The organism is Bradyrhizobium sp. S3.7.6 (genome assembly GCF_054061875.1).
Window position 1 is genome coordinate 3431415 of the sequence record NZ_JBSSEQ010000001.1, and the last position, 13139, is coordinate 3444553.

At 64.2% G+C, this 13139-nt stretch carries 9 protein-coding genes and 1 pseudogene; 6 read left to right on the top strand and 4 right to left on the bottom strand.

Annotation, left to right across the window (positions count from 1 at the left end):
• The first annotated feature begins 7 nt into the window (after positions 1 to 7).
• Both panB and panC read left to right on the top strand, forming a co-directional pair.
• Positions 8 to 892: a 3-methyl-2-oxobutanoate hydroxymethyltransferase gene (panB, locus tag ACVJ5M_RS16200; protein ID WP_354100617.1), complete on the top strand. Its 885-nt coding sequence runs from the start codon at positions 8 to 10 to the stop codon at positions 890 to 892.
• A gap of 2 nt (positions 893 to 894) precedes the next feature.
• A complete protein-coding gene (gene panC, locus ACVJ5M_RS16205; protein WP_231142509.1) occupies positions 895 to 1743 on the top strand; it encodes a pantoate--beta-alanine ligase in 849 nt (282 codons plus the stop codon).
• Between the two features lie 1487 nt (positions 1744 to 3230).
• Here panC and ACVJ5M_RS16210 read toward each other — a convergent pair.
• From ACVJ5M_RS16210 to ACVJ5M_RS16220, 3 genes are all read right to left on the bottom strand, one after another.
• A complete protein-coding gene (locus ACVJ5M_RS16210) occupies positions 3231 to 3659 on the bottom strand; it encodes a GlcG/HbpS family heme-binding protein (protein ID WP_231142507.1) in 429 nt (142 codons plus the stop codon).
• The gene (locus ACVJ5M_RS16215) at positions 3652 to 6630 is read right to left on the bottom strand and encodes an FAD-binding and (Fe-S)-binding domain-containing protein (protein WP_354100613.1); all 2979 of its coding nucleotides are present in this window, start codon (positions 6628 to 6630) and stop codon (positions 3652 to 3654) included. Before ACVJ5M_RS16215 ends, ACVJ5M_RS16210 begins: the two co-directional genes overlap by 8 nt.
• A 105-nt stretch (positions 6631 to 6735) precedes the next feature.
• Positions 6736 to 7473: a GntR family transcriptional regulator gene (locus tag ACVJ5M_RS16220; RefSeq protein ID WP_354100612.1), complete on the bottom strand. Its 738-nt coding sequence runs from the start codon at positions 7471 to 7473 to the stop codon at positions 6736 to 6738.
• A gap of 133 nt (positions 7474 to 7606) precedes the next feature.
• On the opposite strand from ACVJ5M_RS16220, the gene ACVJ5M_RS16225 reads away from it, so the two are divergent.
• From ACVJ5M_RS16225 to ACVJ5M_RS16240, 4 genes and pseudogenes are all read left to right on the top strand, one after another.
• On the top strand, positions 7607 to 8809 hold the full coding sequence (locus ACVJ5M_RS16225; RefSeq protein WP_456679352.1) for a pyridoxal-phosphate-dependent aminotransferase family protein: 1203 nt from the start codon (positions 7607 to 7609) through the stop codon (positions 8807 to 8809).
• A gap of 54 nt (positions 8810 to 8863) precedes the next feature.
• Positions 8864 to 10147, top strand: a pseudogene (locus ACVJ5M_RS16230) (MFS transporter).
• A gap of 126 nt (positions 10148 to 10273) precedes the next feature.
• Positions 10274 to 11473 carry a pyridoxal-phosphate-dependent aminotransferase family protein gene (locus tag ACVJ5M_RS16235; RefSeq protein WP_354100610.1) on the top strand — a complete coding sequence of 400 codons (1200 nt, stop codon included), beginning with the start codon at positions 10274 to 10276 and terminating at the stop codon, positions 11471 to 11473.
• Between the two features lie 41 nt (positions 11474 to 11514).
• Positions 11515 to 12312 carry an enoyl-CoA hydratase/isomerase family protein gene (locus ACVJ5M_RS16240; protein WP_135215083.1) on the top strand — a complete coding sequence of 266 codons (798 nt, stop codon included), beginning with the start codon at positions 11515 to 11517 and terminating at the stop codon, positions 12310 to 12312.
• Between the two features lie 75 nt (positions 12313 to 12387).
• On the opposite strand, the gene ACVJ5M_RS16245 is transcribed toward ACVJ5M_RS16240, so the two are convergent.
• Positions 12388 to 12999, bottom strand: coding sequence for an A24 family peptidase (locus ACVJ5M_RS16245; protein WP_354100609.1), 612 nt, complete (start codon positions 12997 to 12999; stop codon positions 12388 to 12390).
• Positions 13000 to 13139: the final 140 nt, after the last annotated feature.

Here is a 13139-nt window from a genome sequence, read left to right on the forward strand (position 1 = left end):
AGTGGATATGAGCCACAGGTCCGAAACGGCGTTCGAGCGGGTCACGCTTCCAAGGCTGCAGCTGTGGAAGGAGGAGGGGCGGCGCCTCGTGATGACGACCGCCTATGATGCGGTCACCGCACGCATTGCGGATCCCATCGTGGATATGATCCTTGTCGGAGACAGCGTCGGCAACGTCTGCCTCGGATTCGACAATACGCTGCCGGTCAGCATGGCGATGATGAATCACCATCTCGAGGCGGTTGCGCGTGCGAAGCCTCGAGCCTTGCTCGTGGCCGATATGCCATTTCTGAGCTTTCACCTCAGTCCCGAGGACACGATACGTAACGCCGGAGGTTTCCTGCAGCGTGGCGCTGACGCCGTGAAGCTCGAGGGCGGATCCAAACGCGTCGCAATGATACGTGCCCTGGTCGAGTGCGAGATTCCCGTGATGGGTCATCTCGGCCTGACCCCGCAGAGCGTCTATGCAATGGGCGGATTCAAGGTGCAGGGCCGCAAGGCCGATGACGCCTTGCGCCTGCTCGACGACGCCCATCGCCTGCAGGAGGCCGGCTGCTTCGCTCTGGTCCTGGAAGGCATCCCGACCGAGCTCGCTGCGCGAGCGACGGAAACGCTGACGATACCGACCATCGGGATTGGCGCAGGTCCTGGTTGTTCGGGGCAGGTGCTGGTGTTCCACGACGTGCTCGGCTTGATTGAAGGCCATGTCCCGAGATTCGTTCGGACCTACGCCGACGGCTTTCGGGTGTTGCAGGAGGCGCTGTCGCGTTGGGTTGCCGATGTCCGCAACGGTACATTTCCGGCACCGCAAGAATCCTATCGGCTTCCCGAAGGCATAGGTGAGACGATCACAAACTGGGCGCCTTCCAACCGAACCCGATGTGAAGCGTAGATATGCAGACAATCACGACGGTCGCCGAGCTTCGCCGCGCGCTCGCGGACGCTCACAGAGCCGACAAACGTGTCGGACTTGTACCGACAATGGGCTATCTGCACGACGGCCATTTGGCGCTGATCGAGGCCAGCCGGGCGCAATGCGACGTCACCGTGGTCAGCATCTTCGTCAATCCCACCCAGTTCGGGCCACGCGAGGATCTAAGTACGTATCCGCGCGACTTCCAGCGCGATGAGAAGCTATGCCGCGATGCCGGTGTTACGATCGTCTTCGCGCCGGTTTCACAAGAAATCTATCCTGCTCAATTCGAGACCTTCGTCGAACCGGGCGAGCTCGCGAAACCGCTTTGCGGCGCTTTCAGACCGGGACATTTTCGTGGGGTTGCGACGGTTGTATGCAAGCTGTTCAATATGGTGCAGCCGGACGTCGCGTTCTTCGGGCAAAAGGATTTTCAGCAGTGTGCGGTCGTGCGTCGGATGGCCATCGATCTGAATCTGCCGATCGAGATCGTGACCGTGCCGACCGTTCGGGAGGCGGACCGTCTCGCAATGAGCAGCCGTAACCGGTATCTCAGCGAGGAAGATCGGGGGCAGGCCCTCGCCATCAGTCGTGGACTGTTCGCCGCAGCGGAGGCGTTCGGCTTGGGAGAGCGGAACGTGGACAAGCTGGTTGCAATCGCCAAGAGGCATTTGGAAACGGTTGATCAGCTGCAATACCTCGAGCTCGTCGACGGCGACACGCTCAAGCCCGCGTCAAGTCCGCTGCACCGCCCCGCGGCGCTGTGCGTGGCCGCCTATGTCGGCTCGACGCGGCTTATCGACAACGTGATACTTCAGCCAACTCCATAGTGCGACAGAGGCGAAAGAATCGTTTTGATTGAAGCTGTCCGACGCGAAGCGCCTCAGGCAGGCCGTCCTCACTTTCGTAGGGCGGCTGAACGGATCATCTTCGAAGAAGTGCAGTTTCGGCGCGCGGACCGTCAGGTTCTTGCCATTCCCGAGCTTCGCCTGGACGAGCGCCGGATCGGCCTGGTTGGTGACAATGAGAAGGGGCGCGCGGTTCTCGAGCTCATGGAAGCTCGGCCTTCTGAAGCCGAGGCCGGAAGGCAGGCAGCTGGAGCCGAGCCGCCGCCACCACACCCGCGGCTCGTCTTCCTGCCTCGACCCGGCTCGGCCGGGATCAGCGCCGCCGAGCCGCCCGCGAACGGGCGCGCGCGAAGGCTCCCTGACTCCTCCTGAGCGGCTTCCGTCGAGCCTCTGGTCATCCCGGAAAACCGAAAATCGTTTGCCCAAGGCTCGAATCGCAATGCTCCCTTCGCGAGCTGATGCTACGGTACGTCCAGCAGGGGGACTAACGCTGGGCCATCTACCGAATATTTCAAAACTCACCTCTTGGGCCTGAATAGATCACGCGGCTTTCCAGCGCTTACGAGAAGGCCCTCCGTACGATTGGCGTACAGGATCGAAACGATCCGCTCACCGAAGTGATACCGCCGGGAAGATCATTGAGATCGGGCAGACGGGCCTCAAGGACCCCGCCAAGATCTGCCTCCGGGCCATCGAGGAGTTAGGCCTACCGAAAGGATAATTGCGAATAAAAAGGTCCGAGGTTCCCGCTGCATGTCAGGGCGCGGACAGGTACTCAGACACATCGCCGAATTACAGATCAGCTCGGCGTCGCCGAATTCACCGGTTCCGGATCGCCCGTGGCTGAACGCGACCGCCTGCGCAGCCGGGTTTTCGCGAGAGCGCTTCGGCTCGCATGACGGCGACATCCGCTCGCGGGTGGCTCGCTCATCCCGTCATGAAACGAGTTCGAGTCTTTCCCGGGGGCCTTTTCCGCCTCATGCGACCGGAGAAGCGCCCTTCGCGCAGAGAAATCGGACGAGGTTTGTAGCTGTTCTCGCGGTAAACGCCCGCAACGAAATCGCAATGAATTGGGTGAAACGACAGTGAACAAAACGGGACGGGAACGACTGCCACACCAAGAAATATCAATAACTTAAAAGATACTCACTGCGTTCGGGACGCAGAGGCCCCACGGTCAGATCGCAACTTGAACCGAATGTCGGTATCGGTGGTTGCGCCTCCGGGATTTGAACCTTATTCGAGCACCATTTGGGTAGCGAGGAATCGCGCTCGAACGGCGGCTTTTGACGGGCTATCGGGAGGCCAGCTCGGGAGTTAGGCTGCCCGCCGATAAGAAAACAGGGCTTCCAAAAGAGTGGGTTTAGCGATGTAGCGCTCTAGGGACTCGAACCCCCGACAAGCGATCCCACGCGGCGCACTCCATAACGTCTTGTCGAGCGCAGGGGCTCTGGGTGCGTGGACGATCGCTAGCCCGCGTTGTCCTTCATCCCCGCCGCCTGGATGCCCGCTACCGCGCACGCCTCGTCGTTGTCCGAGGTGTCGCCGGAGACGCCGACGGCGCCGAGCAGCGTTGTGCCGTCCATGATCAGCACGCCGCCGGGGACCGGCACCAGCGCGCCCTTGGCCATGGTGTTCACGGCATCGATGAAATAGGCCTGCTCCTGCGCGCGCTGAAACAGGGCGCGCGAGCCCATGCCCAATGCGAGCGCGCCATAGGCCTTGCCGTGCGCGATCTCGGCGCGCATCAGGCTGGTGCCGTCCTGCGCCGCGGCGATCTTGAGCACGCCGCGGGCGTCGAGGACGGTGACGACCAGCGGCTTCAGCTTCAGCTCGGTGGATTTCGCGAAGGCGGCGTCGAGGATCTTGCGGGCGGTGTCGAGGGTGAGGTCAGCCATGGCTGGTTTCCTTTGCAACGGGAGGGGTTGTGGATTGGGTTTCGGCACGATCAAGGCTCATCGCCAGCACGCGCGCGACGTGAAGCGCCTCGCGCTGGGCGCCGTCGTGGATCTGGTGCCGGCAAGAGGTGCCGTCGGCAACGACGAGCGTATTCCGGTCCGCGCGCCGCACGGCGGGTAGCAGCGACAGCTCGGCCATCTCGATCGAGGCATCGTAGGTATCCGCGCCATAGCCGAAGGCGCCGGCCATGCCGCAGCAGCTCGACTCGATGGTCTCGACCTCCAGACCGGGGACGAGGCGCAGCACCTGCTCGACCGGTTTGAACGCGCCGAAGGATTTTTGATGGCAATGGCCGTGCACCAGGGCCTTGTCGGCAACGGTGCCGAGCGGCAGTTGCAGCCTCCCGGCCTCGGCCTCGCGCACCAGGAATTCCTCGAAGGTCAGCGCGTGGGCGCCGACGGCCTTGGCGTCATCGTCCTTGCGCAGTGAGGCGAGTTCGTCGCGCAGCGTCAAAAGGCAGCTTGGCTCGAGCCCGACGATCGGGACGCCGCGCGCGGCAAAGGGCGCGAATGCGGCGACGAGACGATCGAGCTCGGATTTGGCTTCGTCGACGAGACCGGCGGACAGGAAGGTCCGGCCGCAGCACAGCGGACGGCTGCCGCTTGCTGGTTTCGGCAGATGCACGCGATAGCCGCCGGCCGCGAGCACGCGCAACGCGGCCTCGAGATTCTCGCGCTCATAGATGCGGTTGAAGGTGTCGGCGAACAGCACGACCTCGCGGCCGGTTTCCGGCCCGACCGTTTCGGCCGGCGGCACGAACACGTCGCTGCGGAACGCGGGCAGCGCGCGGCGCGCGCTGATGCCGGCAAAGCGCTCGAACAGCTTTCGCAGCAGCGGGCTGCGGTTGCGCAAATTCGCCAGCGGAGCGAAGCGCGACGCGAGGCCGGCATAGCGCGGCAAATAGCCGACCAGCCGATCGCGTAGCGTCAGACCGTGGGAGGCGGTGCGTGCCGCAAGCACCTCGATCTTCATCTTGGCCATGTCGACGCCGGTCGGGCACTCATGGCGGCAGGCCTTGCAGGAGACGCAAAGTTTGAGAGTCTCCATCATCTCGTCGGAGGACAACGCGTCGGGACCGAGCTGGCCGGAGATCGCGAGCCGCAAGCTGTTGGCGCGGCCGCGGGTGACGTCCTTCTCGTTGCGCGTCGCGCGGTAGGACGGGCACATCACACCGCCCTCGAGCTTGCGGCAGGCGCCGTTGTTGTTGCACATCTCGACCGCGCCCTGGAATCCGCCGCCGGCGCCGGGATAGGCGGACCAATCCAGCCTGGTCTTCAACTCGTTGACGCGATAGTCGGGTTTGAAGCGGAACAGCGCGCGATCGTCCATCCGGGGCGCATCGACGATCTTGCCGGGATTGAGGACGCCTTCGGGATCGAAGCGGCTCTTCACCTCCCTGAAATCGGCGACGAGACGCTCGCCGAACATGGTCTCGTGAAATTCAGAGCGCACCAGGCCATCGCCATGCTCGCCGGAATGCGAGCCCTTGTACTCGCGCACCAGCGCGAAGGCCTCCTCGGCGATGGCCCGCATCGCCTTGACGTCCTTCTCAAGCTTCAGGTTCAGCACGGGCCGTACGTGCAGGCAGCCCTCGGAGGCATGCGCATACATCGTGCCGCTCGTGCCGTGCTTGGCGAAAACCTCGCTCAAGCGCGCGGTGTAGTCGGCCAGGTGCGGCAACGGCACGGCGCAATCCTCGACGAACGAGACCGGCTTGCCCTCCTGCTTCATCGACATCATGACGTTGAGGCCGGCGGCGCGGAAATCGGCGATGCCGCTTTGCAGCGCGGGCTCGGTGACCTCGACCACGCCGCCCCATTTGCGCTGGTCGTTATTCCAGCCGAAGCCGAGATCGCCCATCAATTCGCCGAGTTGCTTGAGGCGCACCAGATTGTCCGCCTGGTCCTCTTCGGCGAATTCGACCACCAGAACGGCATCCGGATCGCCCTTGATGGCGGCGGAGATGATCGGCCTGAACATCGCGATGTCGCGGCCGAGCGCGAGCATGGTGCGGTCGACCAGCTCGACCGCGATAGGCTTGAGCTTGACGAGGTGCTGGGCGGCGTCCATCGCCTCGTAGAAGCTGCCGAAATGGCAGACGCCGAGCGCCTTGTTGCGGATCACTGGCCACAGCTTTAGCTCGACCTTGGTGGTGAAGGCGAGGGTGCCTTCCGAGCCGACCAAGAGATGCGCCATGTTGTTGCGCGCATTGCGCGGCGTCAGCGCATCGAGATTGTAGCCGCCGACACGGCGCTGCACCTTGGGAAAGCGCGCGGCGATCTCGTCGGCCTCGCGGGCGCCGAGATCGAGCATGTCGCGGAACAGGGCTCGCGCGCTGTCGTTCGCATCGAGATCGGAGAGATCGCGCGACACCTCGCCGTAGCGGCCCAGCGTGCCGTCGGCGAGCGCCGCCTCCATCGACAGCGTGTTGTCGCGCATCGTGCCGTAGCGCAGACTACGGCCGCCGCAGGAATTGTTGCCGGCCATGCCGCCGATGGTGGCGCGCGAGGCCGTGGAGACGTCGACCGGAAACCACAGGCCGTGTTTCTTGAGCTGGCGGTTGAGGTCGTCGAGCACGATGCCGGGTTCGACCACGCAGGTGCGGCCCGCGACGTCGAGCGAGAGGATGCGGTTGAGGTGTTTCGAGAGATCGACCACGAGGCCGTCATTGACGGTCTGGCCGCATTGCGAGGTGCCGCCGCCGCGCGGGGTGACCTTCAGGCCCTCGTCACGGGCGATCGCCAGCGCCCGCAAGGCCTCGTCCATGGTCCTGGGCACGACCACGCCGGCCGGCATGATCTGGTAGAACGAGGCGTCGGTGGCATATCGGCCGCGGCTGAAGCCGTCGAACAGGACGTCGCCGGTCCTTTCCGCGCGCAGGCGCCGTTCGAGCGAGGAGGCGTTTGTCATCCCTGGTCCCGGATTGACCCAGCGAGGTCCAACCTTGCTGAGTTATTCATTATTTCTCACGACCGATTATATTATGAATTCAAAATAAGCAAGTCGGGCGGCCGCTCAGGGCGAGGCCGGCGCGTCCTCTTGGGGCTCGGTCAGGTGCTCGATCGCGGCCGTCCGCTTGTTGCGTAGGTGCTGGAACAGGATGTCGCTGAGCTCGCCGGCGGCGCGGCGGCGCAGCGCGTCGAGGATGGCCTCGTGCTCGCGCATCGCTTCCGCCCAACGCTGCCGCTCGCGGGCGAAATTGGCTGAGTAACGGACCCGGCGGATGCGGCCTGCGAAGTTGGCGTAGGCGGTCTTCAGCGTCTCGTTGCGTGCGGCCGCGACGATGCTTTCGTGGATGCGCTGGTTGGTCTGGAAATAGCCGTGCATGTCGCGATGCAGATAGTGCCCGTACATCTCGTAATGCAGCTGCTCGATCGCGGTGATTTCCTCATCCGTAATGGCCTCGCAGGCGAGGCGCCCGGCAAGGCTCTCCAGCCCCGCCATGACGTCGAACAGCTCTTCGAGGTCGCGCTGGCTGAGTTGGCGGACGCGCGCGCCGCGGTTGGGCAGAAGCTCGATCAGCCCCTCGGAGGCGAGCACTTTCAGGGCCTCGCGCAGCGGCGTGCGGGAGATCCCGAGCATCGCGCAGAGCTGCCGCTCGGGAACGCGTGCGCCGTCGGGAATATTGCCCTCGACCACGTAGTCGCGCAGCCGCAGCAGGATCTCGCCGTGAAGCGAGGCCTCCTGGCGGTCGCCGCCATTTGCGGCGGGTGGGGCGATCGGAACCCCGGTGTCGGGAATCGTGGATTTCATTTGCAGCACAATAGTTTGCCTGTTTGATCGCGTCGATGTTCACAATCGAATACCAAAATTCAATTGAAATGACAAAGAATGAATGCAAAATAACCTCCGAAGCCGGCTAGAGTCCGCCGACAGGGAGGTTTTCATGCACCAGGGACGCCATTTCCTTCAGATTCCAGGCCCGAGCCCGGTCCCCGAGCGCGTCCTCCGCGCCATGGACATGCCGGTCATTGACCACCGGAGCGCCGAGTTCGGCGAGCTCGGCCGCGCCGTGCTCGAAGGCAGCCAGACAATTTTCCAGACCGCGGGCCCGGTCGTGATCTTCCCCTCGTCGGGGACGGGCGCCTGGGAGGCCGCGATCGTCAACACGCTGTCGCCTGGTGACCGGGTGCTGATGGTCGAGACCGGCCATTTCGCCACCCTGTGGCGGCAGATGGCGGGGCGGTTCGGCATCGACGTCGACTTCGTGCCCGGCGACTGGCGCCGCGGCGCCGATCCCGCATTGATCGAGGCGAAGCTCACCGAGGACAAGGCGCGCGCGATCAAGGCCGTCATGGTCGTGCACAACGAGACCTCGACCGGCGCGACCAGCCGCATCGCCGAGATCCGCGCCGCGATTGACCGCACCGCGCATCCGGCGCTGCTGATGGTGGACACCATCTCCTCGCTCGGCTCGGTCGACTACCGCCACGACGAGTGGAAGGTCGATGTCAGCGTGAGCTGCTCGCAGAAGGGTTTCATGTTGCCGCCCGGTCTCGGCTTCAACGCGATCTCGGAGAAGGCTCGCGCCGCCGCGAAGACCAACAAGATGCCGCGCTCCTATTTCGACTGGGAGGAGATGCTCAAGCCCAACGCCAACGGCTTCTTCCCTTACACGCCGGCGACCAATCTGCTCTATGGCCTGCGCGAGGCCATCGCGATGCTGCTCGAAGAGGGGCTCGACAACGTGTTCGCGCGCCATCAGCGGCTGGCTGCCGCGACGCGTGCCGCCGTCAGTCACTGGGGCCTCGAGATCCTCTGCCAGGAGCCCTCGGAGTTCTCGCCGGTGCTCACCGCGGTGTTGATGCCGCCGGGCCACGACGCCGATCAGTTCCGCAAGATCGTGCTCGACAATTACAACATGTCGCTCGGCTCGGGCCTGTCGAAGGTAGCCGGAAAAGTCTTCCGCATCGGCCATCTCGGCGAATGCAACGCGCTGACGCTGCTCGGCGCGCTCACCGGCGTGGAGATGGGCCTGTCGGTTGCGGGCGTGCCGCATCGCTCCGGCGGTGTCGACGCCGCGATGAAGCTTCTGGAGCAGCGCCCGCAGGGCAATGCCTCGCCGCATCTGAAGGTCGTCGGCACTTAAGCCGCGCGGGGCAGGCGGGCGACAATCATAACAAGCAATTCGGGAGGGGTGGAGATGGGAGTTCGGTTCAAGGCCACGCATGTCGTCTTGGCGATGCTCTGCGCGATGTACTTCATCCTATGTCGACCGGGTGAACATCGGCACCGCCGCGAGCGACATCCAGAAGGAGCTGGGTCTGTCTAACACCCAGCTTGGCCTCGTGTTCTCCGCCTTCGCCTATCCCTATCTGCTGTTCCAGGTGATCGGCGGCTGGGTCGGCGATCGTTTCGGTCCGCGCAAGACCCTGTTCTGGTGCGGCATGATCTGGGCGGCGGCGACCATCTCGACCGGCTTCGTCAACGGTCTTGCCGCACTGTTCGTCGCGCGTTTCGCACTCGGCTTCGGCGAGGGCGCGACCTTTCCCCGACGGCAACGCGCGCGATGCAATACTGGACGCCCGCGAACCGCCGCGGTTTTGCGCAGGGACTGACCCATTCCTTCGCCCGGCTCGGCAACGCCGTGACGCCGCCGGTGGTGGCGCTGCTCATCCTCTGGCTGACCTGGCGCGGCGCGTTCGTCGTGCTCGGTCTCGTCAGCCTGGTCTGGGGCGTCGTCTGGGTCTGGTACTTCCGCAACGAGCCGAAGAAGCACGCCTCCATCACCGAGGCCGAGCTCGCCGCACTTCCGCCGCGCCCGACCGGGGAGCGGCCGCGCGTTCCGTGGGGGCCGTTGCTCGGACGCATGTGGCCAGTGACGCTGACCTATTTCTGCTACGGCTAGTGCCTGTGGCTCTATCTCAACTGGCTGCCGCTGTTCTTCAAGAACAACTACAATCTTGACATCAAGAACTCGGCGCTGTTCGCCTCCGGCGTCTTCTTCGCCGGCGTGGTCGGCGACAGTGTCGGCGGCGTGCTCTCGGACAAGATCCTCGATCGCACCGGCAATGTCCGCCTGGCGCGGCTGAGCGTCACCGTTGCGGGATTTACGGGGGCTCTGCTCTCGCTGTTTCCGATCCTGTTCGTCCACGACATCACGATCGTCGCGCTGTGCCTGTCGGCCGGCTTCTTCTGCGCCGAGCTGGTGATCGGCCCGATGTGGTCGATCCCGATGGACATCGCCCCGAAATATTCCGGCACCGCCTCGGGCCTCATGAACACCGGCTCAGCCTTCGCCGCCATCGTCTCCCCGCTCGTTGCCGGCTTCGTGATCGACGCGACCGGCAACTGGTACCTGCCGTTTCTGATGTCGATGGGGCTGCTGCTGCTCGGCGGCTTCTCCGCCTTCCTTATGCATCCGGAGCGCCCGTTCACGGGGGCCGAGAGGCGCCTGCCTTCCGGAAAGGTGGTGGCCGCGGAGTAGGGGAAGCGCGGCCAGGGCGAGGGCTGCCGGTTATGCATGGGAGGCGCCTTTAGGAGAGGGGACAAGCCGGTCAAATGGTGCTATTCGGCGCCCATCAAAACCAAGGCTAGACCGGGAAGGACGCCGATGACCGTGCACACTGGAAGGCATTTCTTACAGATTCCAGGACCGACCAACGTGCCCGACCGGGTGCTGCGGGCGATGGACATGCCGACGCTGGACCATCGCGGTCCGGAGTTCGCGGAGCTCGGTTTTGCGGTTCTCGCCTCGATGCAGCGGGTGTTCCGCACCCAGCAGCCCGTGATCATCTTCCCCTCGTCCGGCACCGGTGCCTGGGAAGCGGCGATGGTCAACGTGTTCGCGCCCGGCGACAAGGTTTTGATGTGCGAGACCGGCCAGTTCGCCGTGCTGTGGCGCGGCATCGCCGACAAGTTCAAGCTCGACGTCGACTTTATCCCGAGCGACTGGCGCCATGGCGCCGATCTCGCCGAGATCGAGAAGCGCCTTGCCGCCGACAAGCAGCACACGATCAAGGCGGTCTGCGTCGTCCACAACGAGACCTCGACCGGCTGCGTGACGCCGCCGCTCGAGGTGCGCAAGTTGCTCGACCGCGTCAAGCATCCGGCCCTCCTGATGGTTGACACCATCTCCGGCCTCGGCTCGATAGAATACGAGCACGATGCCTGGGGCATCGACGTCTCGGTCGCCGGCTCGCAGAAGGGCCTGATGCTGCCCCCGGGCCTCGGCTTCAACGCCGTCTCGGAGAAGGCGCTCGCGGTGGCGAAGGCCAACCCCGGCATGCGCTCCTACTGGGACTGGCAGGAGGTCATCTCCTTCAACAAGCTCGGCACGTTCCCCTATACGCCCGCGACCAATCTGCTCTACGGCCTGCGTGAAGCCGTCAAGATGCTGGAAGAGGAGGGGCTAGAGAATGTCTGGACCCGCCACAAGCGGCACAGCGCCGCGACGCGCGCCGCGGTCAAGGTCTGGGGCCTGGAGACGCAGTGCGCCGATCCCGCCGCACACTCACCGGCGCTGACCGGCGTGCGCGTGCCCGATGGACACGACGCCGACGCCTTCCGCAAGGTGGTGCTCGAAAACTTCGACATGTCGCTTGGCACGGGCCTGAACAAGGTCAAGGGCAAGGTGTTCCGCATCGGCCATATCGGCCATTTCAACGACCTGATGCTGATGGGCACACTCGCCGGCGTCGAGATGGGCCTGGATCTTGCAAAGATTCCGCACCGGAGCGGCGGCGTTTTGGCGGCCATGGACGTCCTGAAGGGACGCGACGCGGTGCCGATGGCCAAGGCTCAGGTGGCCTGAAGGCTCAGGTGGCCTGAACTAACTTAGAAAGTGAGCGCGCGATGAACGCACCGACGACGACCAACGAAGACCTGCTCTACTCCGTGACGGACGGCATCGCGCGGATCACCTTCAACCGCCCCCAGGCGCGCAACGCAATGACCTTCGCCATGTATGATCGCATGGCGGAGATCTGCCAGGAGATCAACGCCGATCGCTCGATCAAGGCGCTGATCCTGACCGGGGCCGGTGACAAGGCCTTCGCCTCGGGCACCGACATTTCTCAATTCCGCGCCTTCAAGACCGCGCAGGACGCGCTCGACTACGAGGCTCGCATCGACCGCGTGCTCGGCACGCTCGAGCAGTGCCGTGTGCCCGTGATCGCGGCGATCGCGGGAGCCTGCACCGGCGGCGGCGCCGGCATCGCGGCCTGCTGCGACCTCCGCATCGGTACCGAAACCACGCGCATCGGCTTTCCGATCGCACGCACGCTCGGCAACTGCCTGTCGATGTCGAACATCAGCCGCGTCGTCTCGCTCGTTGGTCCCGCCCGCACCAAGGATCTGATCTTCAAGGCGCGCCTCGTCGAGGCGCAGGAAGCGCTGTCGCTCGGCCTGCTCAACGAGGTCGTGCCCGACGTCGAGACGCTGCAGCGCCGTGCCGACGAGACCGCCAAGCTCGTCGCAAGCCATGCGCCGCTCACGCTGGAAGCGACCAAGGAGGCGGTGCGCCGTATCCGCCGCACGCTGTCGCGCGAAGAGGGCGAGGACCTGATCCTCAAGGCCTATATGAGCGAAGATTTCCGCGAGGGTATGGACGCCTTCCTCAACAAGCGTACACCGAACTGGAAGGGCAAGTAGCGTGCAACACTACGTCTCCGCGTCTCAACTCGCGGCCGCGGGACCGCCGAGGCACCGACCTTGCAAGCGGCGAGGTCAACCCGGCCAGAAATAGCCCCAGCGCAAAAGCAATTGTTCGCTCAGCCAGCCGATCCAAATAGCGGGCGCCATAAAAAGTCCGAACGGCAGGAGTGCCGTACGTCGCAGCGACCGCCGTCGCACGACAGCATTGGCGGTGTAGGCGGCAATCGCCGAAAGTGCCGCCAATTCGATCACCGCAGCCGCCGTTGGGAGTTCGAGCCAGGCACCGGCAACTGCGGCAAGCTTGACGTCCCCAAGTCCCAATCCGTTTCGGCCGCGCCAGTGGCGGTAGAACAACAAGAGAAGAAACAACGGCAGACTTACCGCTGAGGCGCGAAAGACCAGCCACAGCATGGATGATGCACTGGCATTGGGTAAGATTAATCCGCGTAACAAAGCAATTCCGAAAGCCGCGGCGGTCAGCTCGTTTGGAATGAGGTAGTGGCGGGCGTCGTTGCAGGCGATGCCGAGCATTAGAGCGGCGAGGTATGCACCTAACAGCCCATCCGCGCCCGGCGCGATCATGAGGCTTGTGACAACGAACACGAATACGACAACAGCGAACACCAAAGTGCTTTGAGCTACCTCTGATTTTCCTCCGGTGGAATTTCGATTGAAATAGACCATAGGCTCTCGGCATCTGCGAAATGAGGAAACGCGCCCGTTCTTCACTGAGGCGACTGGAGACCAGTGATCATATCGGTTGCATCCGGCGTGCTGGCCCACCCGCCCGATGATCTCGCGGGCTTTGTGGCACAAAGCTGTGA